Raw genomic sequence first — 25628 nt, 5'->3', positions numbered from 1 at the left:
TAGTTTTTGATAGAAAGTTAAATCAGAATTTAATCTTTTTTAGAAGTAGAGTCTTTAGCTTTATTTTTTTCTCTTTCTTCAACACGTTTATGCCAATCAGCACTTTCTTTGTTAAGATCGTAACCTTGTTTAGATAAATAATTGTTGATTCTTCCTTTATATTTTCCAAACCAGCCGTGTTTTTCTTTAGAAGAACCACCATCCATTGCATGTTCTCTAGCTTCTACTAAAGCTTTATAAATGTAATCTTTTTGTTCTGCGGTTAAATTTGGAAGCATATCATTGTAACCTGCAACTGTTATAGGAAGCACGCCATAAGTCATTCCGTCTTTAACCTCAGTAATTTTGTCTTCTGATAATTCTTTACCTAATTTTTTAAGATAAGATTTATGCAATTTTGCAATTGATTCGTCTGCTTTTGATTTTAACTTATCAATTTTCTCGTTTTGTTTTTCTTTTGCTAAAGAAGCATCTTCTTTTATTTTTTTGATTTCAGCATCTCTTCCGTCCTGAATTTCAGTTAAATCTCTGAATTGCTGAGCGATGATATTTGAAACTGCTTTTTCTTTTGCTTCGTTTTTCAGATCTAATTTGGTAACGATTTTTGCAGCTCTTTCGTTTGTAACCTTAACATATTCAGGATCTAAATGCTGTTGTGCACTTAAAGTTGAAAATGCAAAAACCAGTGATAATAAACCAACATTTAATTTTTTTAGTGCCATGTGTTTTATTTTTTAGAATTTGAAAACATCCTTGTTTTTATTTATCAAGAATGTTTTCAAAAATTATTCCTGTTTTAAATCCAATAAAGGTCTAACTAATGTTTCTTTGTTATTAGCCAAATCTTTCCAGTCTACTTTTATTGCAGGATTTACTCCATTGATATAATCTTCAATATTAGAGTAACCATCTCCATTTAAATCTCCTTTTGCATCAGAAGGATCATTCGGGTTTAAACCGTATTTTTTCTCCCATGCATCTGGCATACCGTCTTTGTCTGTATCTACATAAGGTTTTCCTTTGTATTCTGGATATCCTCCAACTTGAGAAATATCTGTAATGATTCCTTTTTTATAAGAATCCATCGGTAAACGTCTGTGTTCGAACTGATAGAATTCTTTTTTCTCTAAACCTTTAGCATATTCAGGAACTCCAGTTTTTACCGTTCTTACGATTCTTTCGTCTACTTTGTCTCTAATTGGCAACGTTGCCCCAACATTTTTAAGTACAAATTCATAAGACTCTTCAGCTGTCATAAATTTGTTAAACCAAGGCATTGGGAAAGGTTTTGCTGCCTTCATCTTAGCAAAATATTCCTTTGCTTCATCATAAGCCATTAACTCACCTTTTTTGTTTTCTAGCTGAATTCCGCCATCCCAGTTGTCTTTAGTTACTTTTTCATTTCCGTTAACAACGTTTCCGTTTACATAAGCTCTACCAAAAACCATATAAGGCAATTTACTTCTTCCTGATTCTGGTTTCAAAATTCTATAGCTGATTGGCTGAGTCAAATCGGTAACAGGACCTGGTTTATAGAAGTTGTTGATGATATTGTAATTAGCCGTATAATCTCCACCATCTGTTGATCTGTTGTACCAGTTGAAAACAACATTATTTACAAAATTGAAAATTCCGTTCCATCCGATAGAAGGGTTTCTACCAGCATTATTAGCCCACATATTTCTCATGAAAGAACAATTTTCTCCACCTAAAGTACTTCCGAAAGCGTGGTTATAAGTATCTAAAGCTTCTCCGAATAAGCTGTTTTGGATTGTAATATTTACAGTTCCAACTTTGATATCTGGGTAACCTGGTCCTGGATTATACATATGTCTGTAGATTGACATATTTTCGTCTAATCCCCAAGTTGCAGAAACGTGGTCAATCATAATATTTCCAACAGGATTTCCTCCGATAGCATCGTCGCGACGACCTACGAAAGTTTCTCCACGACGGAAACGCACGTGTCTGATAATTACATCATGGGTATCGATCCAAGTTGATTCTCCCGCAATACAAATTCCATCACCAGGAGCAGTTTGCCCAGCAATTGTAATGTATGGCGCACGAATAATTAAAGGACTTTTCAATCTAATAATTCCGGCAACATTAAATACCACAATCCTTGCACCACCTTTTTCGCAAGCTTCACGCAATGTACCTGGCCCGCGATCTTCTAAACTTGTTACAGTGTAAACATTTCCACCACGGCCTCCAAAAGTATACATTCCTCCACCTTCAGCACCTGGGAAAGCAGGAATTTCTGCTTGAGGTAAATCTGTTGGTCTTGCAGCCCATGGAATATAAGGTTTACCATGTTTTGCTTCTTCTTCAATAACTACTAAAGCTTTTTCCCAAGCTTCGTCAGAAAGTCTTTGAGCTTCTGCTTTAATTGCTTTTTCCTGAGCTTGAACTTCTGGACTAATCTTCGGATATTGGGCAAAACATTTTGCACTTCCTAAAAAAAGCAGCGATGATGCGATAAATAATGCGGAATTTTTCATGTTAATTTCTAGTTGTGGTAATTCTTTTTAAACAAATCACCTGTATCTTTTTGAAAAGAATACAGGTGAAAAGCTTTATTTGATAATCTTTTTGATATTAAATTTATTCTTGGAAATTATAAGTTCCATCTGCTCCATTACCATCTTTCCATCCGATAGTTTGTGTCAACCATGGATTACTAACCAAAGCACTTTGATTAAGTCCCATGATGTAGTAGTTTGGTCTCCATAAAATTGGAGTAGCAACACTATTAACATTATCCATTGGTGTTGGAGGCGAACGCAATTCAAAGTTAGCAGTATAAAAAGTTGCTAAAGCAGTAATTTGAGCTTGGAAGTTTGATGCATCTGGATCAACAGAAATAGAAGCACGAGCTGCAGCTAAAGGATCTGTACCAGCAGCACTAGTTCCATTTTTATAATGTAAATAATTTCCAATACGTTGAGTTCCGTTTAATACTGGAATACCCAATTTGCTATTTGTATTGTCATTAATTGAAGCGTCATCACTGTAAAGCATCCATCTTTGAACATCCCAAAAACGTTTTCCTTCGTAAGCTAACTCTACTCTTCTTTCGTATAAAACAGCTTCAAGAGCAGCATATTTGTCTCCTAATGTACCAATTCCGTAGTTTTCAGCTGCAGGAATTCCTACACGTTTACGGATTCTTCCTAGATATTCAACTGTGTTTGCGATATCACCTTTAGCAGCATAACATTCTGCAATGTTCAATAATAATTCAGCATAACGATATTCTATAATATCTGTTCCTGAAAGCTGGTAGTTTGATGCATTACTTACTGTAGGACTAGACATTTTACGAACAAACGCTGGACTTGATACATCATTACCCATACTAAATGCTACACCAGTAGTTGCATTTGTTGACCAACGATATGCCCAAACTGTAGGTACCGCAGCTGTAGTTAAACTGTTGTTGTAAGGCCAGTAACTTCCTGAGAAACCAAATGTTCTGTAAAAACGTGGATCACGATCTCTAAAAAACAAGAATGCATTATAGTTATTTGCTGCTGTTGGTCTTTTTCCGTTTGCCATTGGAAACAAATCAATCATACCTTTTGGAGCTTTAACTCCACCACTTCCTTGTCCTCCTTGACTTGCCAAACGAATTGATCTCTCCCAACCATTGTTTGATTGTAAAGAAGTAGTAACTGTAGTGCTACTTGCTAAAAGTTTAATTGCAATTGCTTCTGAAATAAATGCGTTATCATTAATATAAAACATTCTTTCCCAATCTCTTGCAGTAGTTCCATATAAACCGTGCCCTTGTGAACTTAATTCTGCTTCTGCTGCCAATCCAGCTGCCAAAGCGGCATCCCATCTTGAAGTTGAAGAATCCCAGTTTTTATTAAATAATGGGCTAGCATAAGTTAATAAAACACGTGATTTTTGAGCTAACGCCGCACCTTTAGTAAAACGACCGTAATCACTAGCTGGCCATTTACCTGGTAATAAACTAGCTGCTAAGTCAAAATCAGCTGTAATTTGAGTAACTAATTCAGTTACTGTTGCTCTAGGAATCTTAATTGATGGATCATCTTTAGAAGGAGTCTGTACAGTTGTAACTATCGGTACACCTCCATAAGTACGCATTAAATCAAAATATTGAACTGCGCGTAAATAATACATTTGTCCTTTAATCTGATCGCGAAATGTCTGACTCAAATTAGCTCCATCTACATCGATTCTTTCCAACATAACATTGATATCTCTAATTCTGTTATAAGGATCATTAGAAGGATTCTCAACTAATGTTTTTCCGAAATAACCAGATCCATCTACAGCACTTCCTAAAGTTATATTTGGATTAATCATAGCAGAAATACCTCCTAATTCTTCTGTATAAGTAGACTGAGTAGTTGTAAAAGATCCAACAACTACCGCAGTTGGTGTTTTATACCCATCATAAAAATCGTAATATAAATTGTTTACGTACCAATTTACACGTTCTTCACTTTTAAAGAATTCTGCATCGTAATATTTATATTGCTTTTTGTCTTCTAAAAAGTCGTCACTACAAGAAACTCCTAATACCATTAAAAGAATCATTGTTATATATGTACAAAATTTTGCTTTCATAATTGTTTTAATTAATATTAGAATGATACATTCAAATTGATTGACCAAGTTCTAAGAGTTGGATATCTAGAAGCTGAATCATCATACATATTTCTATAATGATCTGGATATGGATTATACAAATCCCATAAGTTATTACCTGTTATTCCTAAAGTTGCTTTTGCAACATTAATTTGTTTCATTGCTTCTCTTGGAAGTTCAAATCCAACAGTCATATTTCTCACCACACATCTAAATGTATTTAATTGCCAAAAATCAGATGGAGCAAAAATATAATCTTGTTGTGCCATATTAGGATATTTTCCGTTAGGATTATCTGTAGCATCGTACATATCATTCCAGAAAGATTCATGAGCCCAATCATTATGAGCAGACGAAGTACCTTGTTTTACTAGATCGATAGCATTGTAACCTCCCCATGAAGTTTGAATCTGAGTTTTGAAGTAGAACGTTTTATATTTGAATCCTAAATTACTTGTAAAACCGTAAGTTCTGTTATTATTAGCTAATTTAACATAATCTTCATTTCTCATAATTCTACCATCAGCACCTGCTTGAGTTCCTGTTGATGCATTATAAACTCCCGCTGTATCCTCGTAAGCTAACATTCCTTTACGCATAGCATTTACGTTAGTGATCCCCATGTAAGAAGGAACTCCACCAACAGCAGTAGCTCTCTGTGTTAAATAATTCCAATAGTTAGCTACATCTTCGTCAGTTCTTAAGATACCATCACCTGTTGAAGTTTGTTTCCAAGTATTGAATCCCCAAACTGGGAAAAATGTAGAAGCTCCAACTGTTGTTATATTTGTATTTGCGTCAGTTCTCGCAAGATTAGGATATTTTTTAACTTCATTATTATTGAATCCAAAGTTTATCCCTACACTATAGCTTAAATCTTTTTTAATATTGTCATTCCAATTTAAGCTAAACTCACTTCCCCAAGCATCAACAGCTGCATAATTCACCTCTGCAAAACCACCTCCAACTGTAATTGGAGTACCTGCCTCACCTGCTAATCCGATCAACATCTCTGTAGATCTATCATAATAGAAATCAGCTGAAAGTTGTAATCTGTTTTTTAAGATACCAAGATCAATACCAAAGTTGTTTTTGATAGTAGTATCCCAATGTACATCTACGTTTGGATTTGGTCTCGGTGTAATTCCACCGCCTAAAAGACCTCCACTGTTACCAAATTGAGCTCCTTTATCTGGCAATGGTTCATAAAACTGTAGCCATCTCCAGTAGTCAATATTATCTTTTCCTGTTTTACCAATTGAATAACGTAATTTTAAATTACTTACCCAAGATACATTATCAGTAAACCAGTCTTCTTTAGAAACAACCCATCCTAATTGCGCACCTGGGAAAAAGCCCCAGTAATTATTCGGAGCAAATTTAGTAGAAGCATCACTTCTAAAAATAAACTCAGCAAGATATCTATCTTTAAAACTGTAGTTTACACGTCCTAAGTAAGACTGTGTTCCAGACTCTACTTTTACAGCTTGTGAGTTTGTACTAATTGGTCCAGCAGTTGTACTATTACCTAAGAAATCTTTTGAAGTTCCTTCATAAGCTAAACGAACATTTTTATTCCATGCTTCAGATTGCTCATAACCAAACATTGCAGATACATTATGATTTCCAAATGTTCTAGCATATGTTGCAAAAAAGTTAGCTTGTACTAATTTATCTAAATCTGTAGTATAATAAACTCTAGAACCACGGATATTTGTTTCTACAGCATATATAGAATTAGGGTTTTCTAAGTGATTATCAGCCAATTGATAGTTTGTTATTCTTGCCAAATCATACGGTAATTGGTATTGCTCTGTATAATTGCTTGATTGGCTTCTAGCAAAACTTCCTTTTACGCTTAAACCTTTTACAAATGGTATTTTATATTCTAAAGATAAATTCACATTATATGAAAATTGCTCTTCTATTTGTTTTCCAGCATCTAAACCTGCAAAATAGTTCCATCCTGCAATAGTTGTATTAGCGTTAGCACTTCCTAAGTTACGATCTGTACGCGGAAACGGAGACATCCAATATTCTTTTCCACCAACAGTAGTTGACCAAGGAATGTATTTTGGCATGTGTAACAAGTAAGCATAATCTGCTTGCTCTCCACCAGCTGCAGAACCAAAACTACTATCGTTTAAGTTTGCTGAAGCTTTAGAGAATGATTTTGTTACGTCTGTTGTAATAGCAGAAACGGAAGCAGAAAATTCTAAATCTTGAGAGATTTTAATAGTAGTTCCTGTTCTGAAATTCCATTTTTTATAATCTTGCTCTCCTAAATTAGCTCCTTGATCAAAGTAAGTAACACCTGCAAAATAAGTTGCTTTTTCAGTACCTCCACTTGCAGACAGTGATTGTCTTTGCTGAACAGCAGGCATCCAAGCTTTTTTAAGCCAATCATAATCCAAACCTTTCATTTTTTCAAGCTCTGCAGCAGAAAAATATTTAGATCTATCAGCATCCAAATTAGAATTCAAAAATCTATTTTTCCAAATTCCATGCTCATAAGCATTCATTGTTTTACTATGGCTTACCGCATCATTCATTGCATATTGGCTATAGTATGTAAACTTTGGTTTTCCAGATTTTCCTCTTTTAGTTTTTACGATAATAGCACCTTGTGAAGCTCTTGATCCATAAATTGCTGCAGAACCATCTTTTAAGACTGTCATACTTTCAATCTCTGAAGGATCTAATTGATTAAAGGTATCTAAAGTAGGTTTTCCATTTTGAGGATCAATTTGCACCATATCATCGATTACCACTAAAGGAATATTTGAATTACCATCTTTTGAGAATCCAAAAGTTTGACGTATTTGAAGTGTTGCAGCATCACCAGGACGACCCGCTCCTCCAGATACACTTACTCCTGGAGTTAAACCTCTTAACGCTTCAGATAAATTCGATACAGGTAAATCTTGAAAATCGTCTGGTTTTAAAGTAACAATAGCTCCAGTAACATTATTCTTTTTTTGCGTACCGTATGCCACAACTACAATATCATCTAATACATTAGAATCATCTTGCATTTTAACATCCAGGTTGGTACGACCATTTAAAGGAACTTCTGTTTTTTTCATTCCAATAAATGAGAAAACCAATGTTGCCCCTGGCTTAACCTTAATCTGATACTTACCATTGTAATCGGTAGTAACTGTATTCTTCGTAGATTTTTCCGTTACGTTTACTCCCGGAAGAAGGCCTGATACATTATCAATTACAGTTCCTGTTACTGTAACTTGATTACTTTGAGCATAACTCAGCACACTCATCAATGTAAACAAAAGAAAACTACATCTTTTTATAAGTGCTTGTTTCATAAATGTTTTTTTTGGTTAGGTTATTAATTGTTAGTTAGTCATGTTAAACATGTCTTAATTATAATAAAATTTTACTTAAAGAAATCTTAAGGCTTTTTATTAAATGTTTAAAACACATTTATTTTAGTATTCCAAAAATATAACGATGATATATGAGAACCGTCCTGCTGTATCCTGTTTCAATAGCATAATTTCAAAAAAAATGATGCAAAAAAAACAATATTAATAAAAAAGGGTTGGAAAAAATAAACGATACAAAATATTCAAGAGAAATGATTGCTTAAAATAAAATTTATAATACAGTTTTGAGTAAAAAATAATAAGATTTTTATCAAAAATATGCATATACTATTTATTCTGCAAAACTTCTCACTATCATAGCTGATGTGGAGAAGGTTATAAATAGTTCTATTTTACGAAAACGTTAGAGATAATTATTAAAATAACAATTAATTTACATTAAAAAACTTACAAAACAAATACAGGATACTACTAAAATAAGATTAAAAAATATTATAAAATAAAAAATATTTTTAAAAGTAAATTCTGACCAATGAATTGTAAACGATTACATTTTTAACTTTCGCCCTCAAAAACTGAATAAAAAACCCGCTAACTATCAAAGGCAGCGGGCGTTAAGCTAAAATTATTCTATTAAATTAAAATTTACAGAATTTTCAAGTTTTTTCGTGCTTATTTATTCGGATTCCATCCCTTCAAAACTAAATCTCTATTATATTTCTTAATATCTTCTTTCTTCAATTGATGTGACCACGAAACGCGTTGAGACAAATCCTTCGCACTCGCACCTTTGCTTGCATATTCTGCATAATAAGCTGTTTTATCTTTATCTGGAAATCTAGTATCAATCCAAGCATTCCAACCTTCTGGAATAATATGCGAACCTAAATCTGTATTAATGAAAACAGTTTGGGCATAAGGCCTCCAAGGTCTTCCCAAAAAGACTTTATCTACCGATTTGTCTTTTGCAGTAAGCTTGCAATCAACAAAAACAAGGCCATACGTTTGTCCTTGGGGAGTTGAAGCTGCGGTAATATAAGAGTTCGTTAAACTTTCAACTGTACATTTATAAAAATAAGCTGTTGCTGCACCGAATATAAAATCGGTTGTACCATTGATAAAACAATTTTCGAAATAAATCCTCGTATTTCCTTCAGATAAATATAGAGTGTCCTGATTTCCCAAAAGATTACAATTTTTAACGACAACTCGATCACTCTTTATGTGAAGAGCCACCGCCTGCCCTATTCTTCCTGCTGTGTTTTCCACAGTAAGATTTTCCAGTGTGCAATCGTTTCCTTTTATTAAAAAAGAATAAGAAGTTGAAGTTCCAAATTCTTTTTTTCCCGATGGATCTGTTTCTCGAAGCGGCTTACCGGAATAATCATCAAATGAAATAATCGTTTTATTTCTATCCGTTCCTTTTAAAGTAATAAAAGGTTTTGAAGCAGGAATTTCTAATTTCTCTAAATACTTTCCAGGCTTTATAGTAATTACAACACGTTTCTCTGAATTGTCTTTGACATTATTCACCGCTTCCTGAATCGTTTTGAAATCTCCTGAACCGTCTTGAGCAACGGTTACAGCGAGTTTATTATCAAGCGTTTGGGCTGATAGTGAAAGTGTTATTAAAAATAAAGCCAGAATATATTTCATAGTTTTTAATATTTAAAATTTTTACACAATGTATATCTGTAGAGACGCAATGCAGTGCGTCTAACGCAACGTAACCACAATGTTTGATATACATGGCGTAGACGCACTGCAGTGCGCCTCTACAAAAAAATAGGAATCTATATATAATTTTAATGCGACATCCAAACCGTCATTTCTCCTTTTCCTTTATTTCCCCACGCAAAATACGGAATCAGTTTTACTTGTACAGTATTTTCATTTTTAGCAGAAAGCGGTTTGTATAACGTTTTATCCCATGAATTATTAGCATTTATTACCGCTTCAGCATCAATGCTCATTAAATTTCTATTATTCAAGATGAAATTGTTTGTTGCGAAATTCGATTTCAAATTTAAAGCGACATCATTTACACTTATTTTCGCAGGAAGCTGATCTGATTCCAAACAATACACCAAAGGCCCCCTTTTTACAGCAACCTGATTTTTAACTTCTTCTACTAATGGATTCGCTTCCATAACTTCAACTGGCATTGGAAGATTCAATTCAATAACATCTCCTTTTTTCCATTTTTGATTTAATTTCAAATAAGTTCCAGAAACGATTTTATCTGTAATTTTCGAATTATTAACCGAAACTTCAGCATTTTGACTCCAACCTGGAATTCTTAAAAAGAAGTTCTGTAAATCTTTTGGAGCTTTCACAATTTTCAACGTTATTTTTCCGTCCCAAGGATAATTGGATTGTTGCTCAATTTCGATTTCTTCTCCATTTAAAGTTTTAGTTTTTAATGAATTACTTCCGTATAGATTTACATACAAACCATCTTTAGAAATATTGTAAGCATAATTTCCAACTTCCGCCACGGTTCTCGTTACGTTTGGCGCACAACAGTTAGATAAAGCAATATAACCTTCACGTTCATTTCCCCATCTTTGGTGAAACGGTAAATCATTAGAAACATTCAACGGATTATTATAAAGGAATTTTTCTCCTTCTAAATCCATTCCAGAAAGTACACTATTATAAAGAGCTAATTCTACAATATCAGCATATTTGGCATCTCCCGTAATTTGAAGCATTCTCCAATTCCATAAAACATTTCCAATATTCGCGCAGGTTTCGGTATGAGCCGTTGCATTTGGCAGTTGAAAAGGTCTTCCATAAGCCTGATGAATTTTTTGAACTACAGTTGGATCATAAGAAGTTCCGTCTGGCGAAACACCATCGTACAAAGAACCGCAACCTCCAGTAATGTACATTTTACGATAGGTTACATCATCCCAAATCGATTCTAAATTGTCTAATAATTTCTTTTCTCCCGTTTCGGCATACAAATCGGCAACTCCAGCATAAAGGTAATTTGCTCTTACAGCGTGCCCCATTGCGGTTGTCTGCTGTCTAAACGGAACTCTGTCTTGATTATCATCGGTTCCGTCATTTGTCGTTCCGCGAATATCAATTAGATTATTAGCCAATTCTAAGTATTTCGGATTCTTCGTCGTTCTGTACATTTCAACAATTCCCATATAATGAGACGGACAAATCGCATTTCGAGCCAATTCTGGTGAAGCTTTTTTATAGAAATCATACAAGAAATCGGCAACACCTTTTGCAATATTCAGGAAGTTTGTTTTACCCGTGGCGCGATAATGAATACAAGCTGCAGTCATTAAATGTCCCATATTATATTTCTCAAAGCCTAGTTGTTTTTTCACTTCTTCTGGCCCTAAAGTTCCCCAGCGTTCATCAATTAAAACCGGTGTATGAATGTAACCATCTTTACGTTGTACTTTGGCGAAAAGCGAAATAGCTTTATCCATTTCGGCATCCAATTTTTTATCTTTTGTAACGGCATACGTTGCAGCCATTCCTTCAAAAATCTTATAGAAATCACCATCATGAAACGAAGGGCCTTTAAAAGTTCCTTTGCTTAGACCTGCTGCAATTTCAAAGTTTTTGTAAGCATGAGAAGTTTCATTATGATACAAATCCCACATATACGGCAAGGTATTTTTGGTTTCTACATCAAATTGTTCTTTCCAGAAACCGTTTGTCCATTTTACATCTTGCAAACCGACACTTTGCAATTTAGAATACGGACTTTCTGAATTCGCAACCAAGCCTTTGTTTTGAGCAAACACTCCAGTGCTAACAAAAAACAATCCTAGGGAAACATTTAATATTTTTTTCATTCTTTTATAATTTTGAACCATATAAGCAATATAAGTTCATTTAAACTAACCTTTTTAAACTTTCGCAATACAATTTAAGTCAAACTTATAATATCTTAAATCACTTATATGGTTTAATAATTTATTTTACGAAGAAATTAATAGTTCTGCTCATAGAATCTCCTTCTGCATCTTTTACCGTTACTACGAAAGAAGCAAAACCTTTTTCAACAGTTGTAAACTGAATTTCTTTTCCTTTTAAAACCACTTTTCCATTTTTAATATCAGAGAAAGTGTAAGCTGGTTTGTTTTCATAACCTTTGAAATAATCTGCAGCATTTAAAACTTTTTTATCTTTTAAATTGATAAAATAATGAGGATGCGCCAGCCAGTCTAAATAATTATCCAACTGCGTAAATCCGTCTTTGTCTGTATCTTGATTAGCATCTGAAAAATCTCCTGATGACGAATTTTCATTCAACCCAAAAGCTTTTTCCCACCAGTTTGGCAAACCATCATGATCTGTATCCCAATCTGCTGGACGAGTTTCTGAAACAAAGTTCGGCCATCCGCCTGCATCCTGTTCGTTATCAATCATTCCGCCTAAACCACTTTTACTTCCTTTATATGTGAAAGTTCCTTTTAAAGTTTCATCAATAATTCGATTATCATGTTTATGAAAAAACGGTTGATTCGCACCAACATCTGAAAGCACATTTTTGTAAGCCGCTTTCGCTGATTGCGTTTCTACATACGAAGGAAAAAATGGTTTGTCTACAAAAGTTTCATATTCTACTTTCTCATTGTGGCTTATAGTAGATTTTCTGCCTTTATCCTGAGATTTTTCATCAAAGTAACCTGGCATAATATTTCCGTTAAAATAATAGCGTTGCATTCCTTTTCCAACACCTTCGTGCTGTGCATTTAAGGCCACAAATATTTTAGTCGAAGCTCCTGGTTTGTAATAATTATTTACAAAATTCACTTCGTTAGCACCACCGTCAGTTGTTCTTGTTCCCCAGTTATAAACTACATTGTTTGTGATATCCAGTCTTCCTGTGTAATAACCGTCTCCATTTAAACCACCACCAATACTCCAGTTACGGCCCTGATTGTGAGCCAATAAATTGTGATGAAAACTACCAATATCTCCGCCAATTGTTGCTGCAAAACCATGCATTTTTCCAGCAGGATATTTATCATGTCCCGCAATGTTTAAAGCTTCAGAAATTAAAGTTCGTTGCAAGGTAATATGATGCGCACCACGCGAACTAAACGATTCATCTATTGTCCAGCTAATCGAACAGTGATCAATAATACTATAATCAGCACCTGTTAATCCCATTCCGTCGAAAGTAGTTCCACCACCAATGCGAACTGTCAAAAATCGAATTACACCATCATTTCCTGTCAACCCAATTGGAGCTCTGCTGATTGTGATTCCCTCGCCCGGAGCCGTTTGTCCCGCAATAGTAATATAGGGCTGATTTGCTACTAATCTCGAAGCCAGTTTTATATTACCCGAAACATTAAATACAATCGTTCGCGGTCCAATTTCCTGATGGATGGCATCGCGTAAACTTCCTGGACCATGGTCATTTAAGTTCGTTACTTCTACAACTTTTCCGCCACGACCTCCTACTGCATAACGTCCGTAGCCTTCTGCACCTGGAAACGCCAATTGAGCAGGTTTAAATGACCATACGTTTCCTAAAGTTACTTCGCCATTATTATCCACTTCATCGACTCTCCAGTAATAAGTTGTTCCTGAATATAAATCAGAAACCGAATACGATTTCTCAATCAGTTTCCCTTTAAATTCTTTTGAAGCTTCTGTTGCATTTTCTACGGCATTTTTATCTTCACCAAAATACAATTTATGAGATACGACATTTTTTACAGCGTCCCATTTTAGGGTTAAAGTTTTACCCACTTCAACATGTTCGTCTCTATTTTTTGGTTCTGGAGTTCTGGCCTGATTCATCAAATTTGGCGTATCAATTTCAAAACCGTTAATGACAATTTGTTTTACGATATCAGGATTAGAAGTCGGATCAATTTCAAAACGAACAATTACATCCTTACCTTTCTCAGCATTAAAAGAAATATACGCCATGGAAGCATCAATTTTAGCATTGGCTCTCTGACTAGCATTTACTGTTTCCTGAAGTTTTCCGTTTACAAAGATTTTTATCGGAGAAAAAGTTTTTCCTGTAATGACATCAAAAGCGTTATGAAAAGTCAAAAGCGTATGTTTTCCAGCTTTCAGTCCGCTAATTTTCAATTCTAAATTTTCAGCAGTAACCAAACCGTCACTTCCTAATCTATTATAAAATGGCGCGCTCATTCCAACTTTATACCATTTTGAAGTAAAGTTTCCTTTTAACTTAAATGACACATTATTAAATGATTTTTCAGCTTCTTTTCCTTCGTTAATTACCCACGAATCATAACTTGGATCATGGACTTCTTCAAGTCTTCTTTGAAAAAAATCAAAGTCCACTTTTACAATTTGTTTATCAGTATTTTGAACTGATTGTGCTTGTCCATTTGTGGTTAAAAGCATGGACAAAAGAGCACTACTTATTAATTTATTTATCATTTTTTGTTAGTAATAGTTAGTTTAATTTCGTTTTCTCTGCTTCAGATTTTCCAAGCAGATTTATAATGTCTTTTTTTCTTTCTTCTGGAATTACTTTTAAAACCTTTAATTCTCCGTTTAAGAGTTCGGCTTCAATTGTTGTATTTTGTTTGGCATGTAATTTAAAATGAACGTTCCATTCTTTTGGCCACGCTGGAAAAAGATAAATTTTTCTACCTGTTTCCTGCAAAAGCATTTCTTGCATTCCAATCATTCCCGATCCGCCCCAATTATGATCTGGAACCCAATCAAATCCAGGTCCCCAAAATGCTGGAAAACGTCTCTCTGAATTCGCCATTTTCATTGTATTATATTTTGCTGCTTCTTCGGTTAAACCCAAACGAGCTGAGAAAATGTTATCTTGTTTCCAACCAATATGACTTCTGAATTTTATAGCATCAGAATCGTATTTCCAAGTATTTAAAGCCGTTTCCAAATCAGGTTTACCAATACCATAAATTCCCCAAGGATAAACAGGATACAATTGCGGAACTTCAGAATTATTCACTCTTTCCCAAGTTTTAGCAGGAAGTAAAACTTTATGATTTTCAATCTGCCCAAAATTCAAAGGCGGAATTCTCGTTTGAAATGCTTTTAAATATTCTGAGTCTTCTTTGGACAATTGATTTCCAGAAAGGTTTAAAAGATCTTCTGTAATAATTTGTAAAGCCGAAATCGTACTATTTGAGTTATTCGTCATTTTATAAGTTTCAGCAGCTGAACCTGGATATAAAACTAATTTTCCGTTTCCATCCAAAGCTTTTCTACCTCTTTGTTTGGCTAAATATTGATAATGTTCATCAAAAAATCGAAGACAACTTATAATGAATTGATTGTATTTCTGAATGTCTTCTCCAGCATATTCTTTCTGTTGCAACATCATCTGACAAAACTCCAAAACCGTGTCCCATTCGTATTCCAACCAAGCATTGTATTCCATTCCCGGATCGTAATCTGCGGGACGTTTCCATTCGTATTCAGCTGGATTTGGCAAACCGAAATTTTCTAATTGTTCTGTGAATGATGCACCGTTATGTTTCCAATATACTTTAGAACGTAATTCGGCATTTTTTTGCAAATCGTGATAAAAACTCAATTGCGATTTCATCATATCAAAATCACCGCTTTTTACCATCGGAAAATAAACCAATCGCTGGTTTTGAGCCGTCATAGTTCCTCCTCCCCAATTTCTGAAATCTGGTGTAAAATCTAAATCCTTATTCGTGTAAACGGGATCAACCGTAAAAAGTCCGCCGTTGAATTTGGTTGGATATTTTCCATACGCATTGCATCCCAGCATGTATCTGAACAACTGATAATTCTGCCCGATTTGATACACCGAATCTTTGGCCTTCGATTGATTTTTTTGAGTAAAAATAAAACTGCGATTCCAGAAATTATTCCACCATTTTTGAGTGTTTTTTTCTGCTTGTTTGAAATTGTTTTTATTAGATAAAACCAAACTTTTCAATCCATTATTCCAAGTCGAAAAATCAGATTGATTCGTATTCAAATAAATTTCTAGTGAATGCCTTTTTGAAGGTTTTAAACTTGATAAATTAAAGCCTTTAAAATCGGTTGATTGATATTTTCCTAAATATGTTCCGTCTGGCTTCAGATTGTTTCCTGTCATAAATCCCCCAAAAGTCAGATTCGCAATTGGATTCAGCATTTGATCTTTAACCGATTCCATTTTCTGCTGTTTAACCGCTACATCAAAAACAGTATTTTCTCTATTTCTATGATAAAATTTGACACCGTTGTTTTCAAAAGCAATTGAATCTTTAAAATTAACAAGATCTCCCTGAGGTGCCCATTTATAAGAATTGGCGTTGTTTTCTTTTCCTTTTGAAATACGGTTTTTATAACGCCAACTTTCATAAGACGCTGTCATTTTCAGCGGATTTTTACTTTCTAAATCAACATGAATAATAGGTTTAAAAACATCAACCCAAAGTTTAATTTTAGTATCATTTTGTCCAACTAAAACATACCCATCTTTCAGTTTTAATTCTTGATGAAACGCTTCTTTTCCCTCAAAAGGATTCGGCGTTAAAGTCACCTTCACACGTCCTAATTTCAATAAAGTATTATGTTCGTCGAAAGTTCCGCTTCTTGAAAAATAAAAATACAAATCGCCTTTCTCTACCCAGACATTCATACCAATATCACCGCCTCCCAAAGGCATAGATTCTGATGAATTATTGCTTTGCGTTGTCCAAATTTGATTATAATTATCGAGCGCAGGAATTTGCGCTTTAAGGCAAAGCGTAGTGAAGAGAAAAAATAGAAGTATTAAATTTTTCAACGTATTAATATTTTATATAGAATACTATTATTGAACCATATAAGTCATAAAAGATAATTTAAGCTAAGCCTTCATTTCTAAACTTATATTTCCTAAAAGACAAGCAAAACACAAAACTTACATTTTCTTATATAACTTATATGGTTAAAAAAATCACCACTCATCGGTTCTAAATGAAGAAACTGGCAAACCACCTGCGCTAAACAATTCCGCTTTGGCGAAATCTTTCCATAAATATCTTACTGCAACTGGATTTTTTACTTTATCAGATGTCAAAACCACTGATTTTCTTCTTACAACCGTTTTTGCTGGATAAAAAACTTTGTCTGCTCCTGCTATTTCAAAACCTAAAACTTCTTTGTCATAAGATGTAATTCCGTTATTAACATCATCAAAAGAAACCGTCACAGCACCATCTTTTATTTCCATCGATTTATATTTTGGACTTTCGAATTCAAAACCTTCGATTCCATAAGTTCTTGCCAAAGCCTGAAAAGCCAAACGGTTTCCACCTTTTTCTTTATCCATTGGGTGAATGTTGTTTTCTTCTCCAATATCCATTAAAACCGCCATTGCCGAATTCGGAATTTCTTTTGAAGCTTTAAATTGTGCCTCTCTTAAATAAGCTGAATTATATTTTTCTAAATAATCTTTTGGATGAAAAGAAGCGTAATTAAATGGTGCGATTTGAGCGAAATAAAAAGGAAATTCTCCCTGATTCCACAACGTTCTCCAACTGCTTACCATTTTCTTCATCAAAGCGGTATATTCTGAAGCTCTTTCGTAATTCGATTCTCCCTGATACCAGATACAGCCTTTGATTCCGTAACCAATTACAGGCGAAAGCATTCCGTTAAACAAAGTTGTAGGAACACGATTTGGATCTTTTGCCAATTCTTCTTTCGTGGTCGGAATTTTAGCGCTAGCGAAATCTTTCAGCATTTGTTTGTTCATCCAAGCTTCCATACTCGAGCCTCCATACGATACATGAATCAATCCCACAGGAACATTTAAAACTTCCTGTAAAAGCGAGCCAAAATACCAAGCCGTTGCGCTAAAATTAGATGTTGATTTTGGAGAAGCTTCTTCCCATTTTCCTTCGAAATCTTCTAATGGTTCTAAAACGGTTGCTCTTGGAATCGTAATTAAACGAATGTTTTTATTGGTTGATCTTACGATAATTTCGTTTCCGTTTTTAACAGGTTGTCCTTGAAATCCCTTCAAAGGCATTTCCATATTGGATTGTCCCGAACAAAGCCAAACTTCACCTACCAAAACATTTTTGATGGTAACTTTTTCGTTTCCTTCAGCAACTTCAATTGTATAAGGACCACCAAAAGATGAAGTCTGTAATTCTGTTTTCCATTTACCTGAAGCATCTGCTTTTGCTTTGTAGGTTTTAGAATCCCACGAAGTTTTGATTACGATATTAGCGTTCTTTTCTGCCCAGCCCCAAATTGGCGCGTTAGATTTTTGTTGAAGCATCATGTTATCAGAGAACAATGCTGGCAATTTGATTTTGGCATTGATTTGAAAACTTGCTAAAATCGTTAATAATGCAATAATTGATTTTTTCATTTTAATTTATTTTCTATTGCCACAGATTTGAAGATTAAAAAGGATTATTAATTTTAGTTATGTCAGGCTGAGCGAAGTCGAAGCCCGATTCCAATTGAAACGCCCTTCGACTTCGTTCGGGGTGACAATCCAAATAATCATTTAATCTGTGGCTAACATTTTATTTTTCTTTTACAATACTCACTGGCCCAAATAACCCCGCTTTCAACAACGGTTCTCCTTCTAATCTAAATGGTGCTGTTGTCCAAGTTAATCTTTCTTCTTTTGGCAATTTTTGATCGCCGATTAATCTATTTGCCCAAGTATTTGTAACTTTTATTTCTATCGTATTTTTTCCTTTTTGTAAAGCTTTTGAAATATCTGTTTTAAAAGGGAAAGTCCAAAGTGTTCCGCAGTCTTTTCCGTTGATTCTGATTTCGGCAATATTGGCGATTTCACCTAAATCTAACCATGTTTTATTGCTATCTTTTCCTTTCCAAATAAACTCTTTTTTATAAACTACAGTTCCAGAATAATACTTAATTTGATCATTTTCAGAAGTGCTCCAGTCAAAAAGCTTGTTTGTTTTTATGACATCTTTCGGACCTTTGAATTCTGGATCGAATTGAATTTCCCAATTCTCATCTAAAACCTGAACTTTTTCAAATTCAGCTGTTTTTCCTTGGGCTAAAACTTCTTTTGTTTCTTCTTTAAAAATCACAAAACCAGATTCGTTTGCCTCTAAAGTTAACGAAACAATTGTTCTTCCGTTTTCTATTTTCCAATTGGCTAAAGCTGAAGTTTGATCTGTTACTGGATTGTACCATTGCGGTACTTTTCCAGAAATTCTGAAAGAAGCTTCAAAAGAACGTTTTTCTACTTTTTGATTGGAAATGAAATAAATATCTTTCTTATCCGATTTACGATGCGCCCAAGCCAATGTTTCGGCTTCAGCTCGATTTAAATTTGGAAAATAAATATCTTGAGTAATTCCGATTGAAGCAAAATCATTTCCTAAATACGGCAATTTAACAACTGTTCCTTTTCCGATTTTCCATGTTGCTAAATTTGCATTATTCCAGATTTCATCAATTACATTTTGCCATTTCTTTTGATCGGGTTCTGACTGAATTCCCGGCAGAAGGTTCGGTTTTTCGTCCACAAAAATAGTTGCTCCATCTTTTAGCAATTGCAGGATTTTTTCGGCGGAAGCCAAAGACAAAATCTTATTTGGTGCCATTTTGTGACTTCCTGGGAAGAATAAAGCGCCATATTCAATTCCGCCTTCAAATGAGATTTTTCCGTTTACCACTTTCGCTCTATTAATTAAAACATCAGCATTAAAAGAATCATATTGATACCCATTTAGCGGATTAATCCATTGTGATAAATCAGTTATATTTTTAGAATAGGTCACTTCTTTGGGCATTTTTGCCGTTGGCTGACCTTCATTTTCTAAACGGATTTTCTCGCTTTCGAGTCTCACTGTACCAAATACATTTGGGATAAACGGCACCAAACGATCTGGAACAAAAGAACGGGAAGGAAAATCTTCGCCAATAAAAACCGCCAAATCAATTACAGGTTTTCCTTTTTGCAACTGAAACTGCACTCTTTGACAATAATCAAACCACGCTTTTCCGGGTTTCCACCACGTTTGGTCTCTTTGGAAAAAAGTTCCGATATCATCTAAAGTCATTCCGGGTTTTCTGTCCGTCCACGGATTATGGACAAAAACATGATAGAATAAACGGTTGATTCCTAAAGCATAATTACGGTCTGCAGTTGTTTTTAGATTCCCAGGATGTTCGTTCCAATCCATTCTCAGCGCTGTAAAAGATTCTGCCTGAATAATATCTTTTCCGTAAATATGTCCGCCCGAAATGGCATCGACCATATCAAAAGGTTTGTCGTGTGTTGGGCTTTTCAGCCAAAATTCTCCACTTGGGTAATCGACATACTTATAATGAAGTAAGGCATCGCTCGTTACAACAGGCGCCACATTTTCGGCACTTAATTTTATGTTGTTTTCTTTGGCGATTTGAGCGACAGTTCCGTAGAAATTATCGGCAACTAAATCGGCAATTGTTTTTCTAACATCGTATAAAACTTTCTCTGAAAAATCGGCACTTTCTACTGGAATTCCGGCCATAACGGGAAGATATTCTACAATATCGTAACCACGTCTCTTTTTAAATTCAGCCTTAAAAACCGAAGACCAATTTTGGCTTCCACATTCCCAGCTGTCGAAATGCAGGATTTCTAAAACTTTTGAAGCCAATTCTGGACCAGCTGAACGAACTGCTTCTCCAAACCAATGATCTAATTGAAAACGAATTAATTCTGGATTAAATTTGTCAACTTCCAGCCCTTTTCCTGCTCCGCCAGTTGCATTTTCATGTCCTGTAGAAGTATGTCCCATTCGGATAATTTTCCACTTTCCTTTTGGTGCTTTCCAGTTTAGGTTTCCATCAGCATCCACAAAATTGGATATATTGATAATTTCTGATTTTTTGAATGCATCAGAATTTGGTATTTCTTTTTCTGTAGTCCGCGGAGTCAAACGCCAGATTGCACCTGATTTTCCTTCGTAATTATTAATCAACGATTGATTCGAAAGTGTAATTTTACTCACTTTCAGATTCTGTTTCCACTTCGCAAAATCCAAATCTTCTGCTCCAGGTTCTGTCCCTTTTGGATCATACACAAATCTGAAATATTTTGCCGTAACAGGCGTAATCGTATGTGTATTTGGGAAATCCATGTCCTGCCAGCCGTGACGTGGTGCGATCATTCTTTCGTGGAATCTAAAATTGATTCCGTCATCACTCACTTCTACAATAAGACGCTGTGCCTGAAAATCTCTTCCTTTGGTTTCAATAACAATAGATTTGCAGGTAAAAGGCTGTGCAAATTCGTATTGAATCCAACCCGCATCGGCAAATTTGAAGTTTTCATCTTTTTTAGGATCAGCCAAAAAAGATGCATCGGTATTGTTTGATGTTGTCACTTTTGGGAGTTGCATCTGCGAAGTGATTTGGTATTCTTTTATCGGAATCGCAAAAGTAGCAATGTCTTTATAATAGTCTTTGTAATGGGCTGGAACTGGCAGTTTTGAAACCACTTTTTTTCCGCCTAAAATTTCAGTCGTTGACCAAACTACTTTCTGCATTGACATCTCTGGCGTAATCCACGGCCCACCTGCAACAGCAAATCCATCTGCTCCATGAAAAGCCAGTTTCAAACCTAAACGATCTGCTTCTTTAAAAGCCCAATGAATCATATCCCAAAATTCAGGCGTCAACTGTAAAACTGGCGGATCTATCAATGGCGGATTGGCTGGACCTTTAATAGTCATTAAATAAGCGCCCGCAATGCCGGCTTGTTTCATGGCTTCTAAATCGGCTGTAATTCCAACTTTAGAATACGCCGATTTCATCCAATACCAATATACCCAAGGTCTTGAGGATTCTAATGTTGGCTGAAAAGATTCTTTTTTATGAACTTCCTGTCCAGAGACGATGTTTGCAAAAAGCAAAAACAAGAAAATCGAAAGTTGGAAATTCCAAAATCGGAAGTCTTTTTTGAAAAGAAAAATGTGGTTACGGTTAGACATTATTGTTATTATTTTCTGTTCGTAAACCCGACGGGTTTTTGAAACCTGTCGGGTTTAATATATTTTTTGCTATTAAAACATAGCCAATGGTTTTAACCATTGGGACGCAACGTGATTTCTCCATACGTTTCCCGAGGTTGAAACCTGGGGCTATGTTTGATAATCTTTGTGGAATTTCTTGCGAAGATTTCTCCTTACGTCGAAATGACAAACTATATCTTTAATCTTTAAGTTTTTAACTTTAAAATTATCAATTATCACTTATCAATTATCAATTATCAATTATCAATTATCAATTAAACTTCTTCAAACTACTTTCCAATTCATTTTTTGAACCGCTGAAAGGCGTCAAATAAAAACTGTATTCATAATTTCCAGATTTAATCTGATATTGTTCTAATGGCTGTGCTACAATCGTCCAGCTGTCGTTTCCTCCTACTCCCATTTGGATTAAATCGATGTTTAGTGTTAAGAATCCTGGATCTTTCAAATCGTATGTATGACCAGATGTGCTTAAGTTTTCCTGTGTATACGGCCATGCGCTCATACTTAAAACTTTGGTATCGTTAACTACTAAAAATCCATTGTTTTTTTGTGGAGTGCTTAATGCCATCCACCTTACATCACATCTGTTTCCGTTTTCTTGCGGTTTTGGATAATGTTCGATAAAATCATTAATTGGAAGCGAATATTTCCCCACAAACGAACCGAAACTTCTGTCGCTGTAATTTTCTAATTCTCCTTTACCGTACCATGAAATCTGATCGAATTTTCTCTGAACTCCCATCTGCATTCCAATCTTTGGAATGTTTGGCAGTTTATCTGATGCTTTTAAACTGTAATCTACTTTTATTAATCCGTTTGGTAAAATGTTATAGATTACTTTAACACTTGCGCTGTCTTTTATGATTTCGTAATCGCTTGTAATTTTGATTTCTGAAGCTGATTTATCAATTGAAATGCTAACCAATTTTGGTTTTGCTTTATACCATTGTTTCAACAGTTTTTGCGATTTCCATCCGCGTTTATCGTTGTCTGTAAGAGGTCTTACGAAGTTCGGTAAAAGCGGTGCAAAAACTTGTTCTTCTCCGTTAAAAATGTACGAACTCAAAGCTCCGTTTGCTTTTCCAATTGTAATATCAAAAGTTTTTCCTTTGATTTTGAAATCTAAATCTGATTCAGAAACATTCAGCGTTTCTTTTTTAGACTCTGGAGAAACAGTTTCTTTCTTTTTCAATATAAACTGATCTTCCGCGACAGCGTAACCTTTTGAAGCCCATAATTCATCTTTTGAAAGTTGGAATTCTATATTTAAAATATATTCCGCATCAGCTTTCATTTTTGGAAGATAAGAACTAACATCTAATGTTGTTGATTGTCCTGCTTCTACTTTTAACGGTTTTAAAATCTGAGTTTTGATTACATTTCCGTTTTCCAACACTTTTAAAACTGGAATATAACCTTCTAAAGATTTAACAGCCTGACGATTTTTGATTTCTAACTGATTTCCGTTTAAAGTCGAAATCGCTGGCTGATACACCCATTTATTTTCAAAAATGGAACCTTTTGGTTTTCCGTTAGAATCTACAATTCCTTTAGTATTGAAGTTCCCGTCATGGTATTTTTCGCCAAAATCTCCTCCATGTGCAAAATAATTTTGTCCTGATCTGGAATCAAATTTCACGATTCCCTGATCTTTAAATTCCCAAATACAACCTCCAATCACTCTTGGAAGCGAACGGAATTCATCCCATAATTCTTTTAAATTTCCAACTGAATTTCCCATCGCATGCGAATATTCCACAAAAATAATTGGTCGGGTATCTTTCTTTTGATCTACTAAAAATTTCGGTGTAAAAACGCCCGGATAAAAACGGCTCACCATATCGACATACGAATCATCCTGCGGATTTTCGAATCGATAAGCGTGATCAATTGTTTTTGGATATCCTGGATCAAGCGGATCGATATATCCATCTAATTTTGCATTTCCCTGCGCTGGTTCGTAATGAACTGGACGTGTGATATCGAAATCGTGAACCCAACCCGACATTGCAGCATGATTTGGGCCTTTTCCGCCTTCATTACCTAAACTCCACATTACGACCGATGGATGGTTTTTATCTCTTTCAACCATTCGAATCATTCTTTCCATATAAGCATTTGTCCAAAGCGGATCGTTGCTTAATTTTCCGCCAATTCCGTGTGTTTCCTGATTGGCTTCATCCATTACCATAATTCCGTATTGATCGCATAATTCGTAGAAATAAGGATCATTTGGATAATGACTTGTACGTATAAAATTGAAATTGAACTTTTTAATCGTAGTGATATCTTGCTTGATATCTTCTCTAGTAACCGCTTTTCCTCTTGTTGGATGATGATCATGACGGTTTACGCCATAAACGTAGGTTTCTTTTCCGTTGATGAGCATTTTTCCGTTTTCTTTCGAGAATTCAATCGAACGGAAACCCACTTTACAGCTTTTAGCTTCGGTAACGTTTCCGTTTTTATCTTTTATGGAAATGACCATCGTATATAAATTCGGCTCTTCTGAGCTCCATTTTTTTGGATTTTTAATGGTTTCCTGAAAGAATCCGAAACGAACATTGTCCAAACGAGGATAACTTTCGTTGATTAAATCAATCACAGGTCTTTGAAGTGGTTCTTTGAACATTGCCGTATTATTGGCATCGTACAACTGAACATTCATTGCATAATCTTTGATTTTTGCTCCAGTCAAATTCTCCACTTTTGGACGCAATTTGAAGATAGCATCTGTATATTGTTTATCTAATTTGGTTTGAACAAAGAAATCCTGAATACGCAGTTTTGGCTCGGCCATAATGAAAACTTCACGCTGGATTCCGCTCATGCGCCAGTGATCCTGATCTTCTAAATAAGAACCATCTGTCCAACGGATTACACGAACAGAAACTACATTTTCTCCCGCTTTTAAATAAGGTGTAATATCAAATTCTGATGGCAGAAAACTGTCTTCTCCATAACCTAAAAATTCTCCGTTTAACCAAACTTCAAAACCTGAACTTACAGCTCCAAAATGTAACGTAATCGTCATATCTTTCCAGTTTTCAGGAACGGTAAAACTTCTTTGATAAGAACCTACTCCGTTATAATCTTTCGGAATATAAGGCGGATTTATTGGTCGAAACGGATAAACGGCACTTTTGTAAATGGGATTATCATATCCTTTCATTTCCCAGTTTGAAGGCACTTCGATTTTATCCCAACCTGAAACGGTGTTTTTATAGAAATCTTTTGAGGCTTCTTTTAGATTTACAGCATATTTAAAATCCCAATCGCCGTTTAGCATTTGTATTCTGCTTTTAGTTCTGTCTCCTTTCAAAGCGTCTTCTACACTTGCATATGAATAAGCAGTTGCTCTTGAAGGTTGTCTGTTGATGCTTGTAATTGTTGGATCTTCCCACGGAGCAAATTCGTATTTTTTATGCAATTCCGGAACTCCCGCTGGTTCTCCTGTTACGGATTGTGCCTGTGTGTAAGTTGTGAATAGTAAAATGTAAAATGTATACGTCAAAAATCGTAATCTGGAAAATGGATTATTGTATTTTGATTTTGATGTAAACATTGGTTTTATATTATTGTTCATTATTATTTTGATTCAATTGTCCCTATGGGACAAAATTTTCGATGCGCTATTTTTTTTCTACCGACGAGAGCCTCCTAGCGGAGTCATTTCAGTTGG

11 protein-coding genes are annotated in these 25628 nt (G+C 35.0%); all 11 read right to left on the bottom strand.

Going from position 1 to position 25628, the window contains the following annotated elements; all coding sequences use genetic code 11:
- Positions 1-29: 29 nt before the first annotated feature.
- The 11 genes from P0R33_RS21500 to P0R33_RS21450 all read right to left on the bottom strand — a co-directional run bounded on the left by P0R33_RS21500 (position 30) and on the right by P0R33_RS21450 (position 25532).
- Positions 30-722, bottom strand: coding sequence for a DUF3826 domain-containing protein (locus P0R33_RS21500; protein WP_276173211.1), 693 nt, complete (start codon positions 720-722; stop codon positions 30-32).
- Between the two features lie 63 nt (positions 723-785).
- Positions 786-2504, bottom strand: coding sequence for a polysaccharide lyase (locus tag P0R33_RS21495; protein WP_276173210.1), 1719 nt, complete (start codon positions 2502-2504; stop codon positions 786-788).
- A 103-nt stretch (positions 2505-2607) separates the two neighbouring features.
- Complete coding sequence (locus P0R33_RS21490) at positions 2608-4605, bottom strand: RagB/SusD family nutrient uptake outer membrane protein (RefSeq protein WP_276173209.1); 1998 nt, start codon at positions 4603-4605, stop codon at positions 2608-2610.
- A 17-nt stretch (positions 4606-4622) separates the two neighbouring features.
- The gene (locus tag P0R33_RS21485) at positions 4623-7952 is read right to left on the bottom strand and encodes a SusC/RagA family TonB-linked outer membrane protein (RefSeq protein WP_276173208.1); all 3330 of its coding nucleotides are present in this window, start codon (positions 7950-7952) and stop codon (positions 4623-4625) included.
- Positions 7953-8645: 693 nt separating this feature from the next.
- Entirely contained in the window at positions 8646-9629 is a 984-nt protein-coding gene (locus P0R33_RS21480) for a pectinesterase family protein (protein WP_276173207.1), read from the bottom strand.
- Between the two features lie 149 nt (positions 9630-9778).
- Positions 9779-11800: a glycoside hydrolase family 127 protein gene (locus tag P0R33_RS21475; RefSeq protein WP_276173206.1), complete on the bottom strand. Its 2022-nt coding sequence runs from the start codon at positions 11798-11800 to the stop codon at positions 9779-9781.
- Positions 11801-11921: 121 nt separating this feature from the next.
- Positions 11922-14381, bottom strand: a complete 2460-nt coding sequence (locus P0R33_RS21470; protein ID WP_276173205.1) for a T9SS C-terminal target domain-containing protein — start codon at positions 14379-14381, stop codon at positions 11922-11924.
- Between the two features lie 16 nt (positions 14382-14397).
- Positions 14398-16728: a DUF5703 domain-containing protein gene (locus tag P0R33_RS21465; RefSeq protein ID WP_276173204.1), complete on the bottom strand. Its 2331-nt coding sequence runs from the start codon at positions 16726-16728 to the stop codon at positions 14398-14400.
- Between the two features lie 153 nt (positions 16729-16881).
- Positions 16882-18306, bottom strand: coding sequence for a sialate O-acetylesterase (locus tag P0R33_RS21460; protein ID WP_276173203.1), 1425 nt, complete (start codon positions 18304-18306; stop codon positions 16882-16884).
- Positions 18307-18466: 160 nt separating this feature from the next.
- Entirely contained in the window at positions 18467-21901 is a 3435-nt protein-coding gene (locus tag P0R33_RS21455) for a glycosyl hydrolase (RefSeq protein ID WP_276173202.1), read from the bottom strand.
- Between the two features lie 292 nt (positions 21902-22193).
- On the bottom strand, positions 22194-25532 hold the full coding sequence (locus P0R33_RS21450) for a glycoside hydrolase family 2 TIM barrel-domain containing protein (protein WP_276173201.1): 3339 nt from the start codon (positions 25530-25532) through the stop codon (positions 22194-22196).
- Between the last annotated feature and the right edge of the window lie 96 nt (positions 25533-25628).

The organism is Flavobacterium sp. YJ01 (assembly GCF_029320955.1).
Lineage (GTDB): Bacteria > Bacteroidota > Bacteroidia > Flavobacteriales > Flavobacteriaceae > Flavobacterium.
This window is presented reverse-complemented; position numbering and strand designations above follow the sequence as displayed.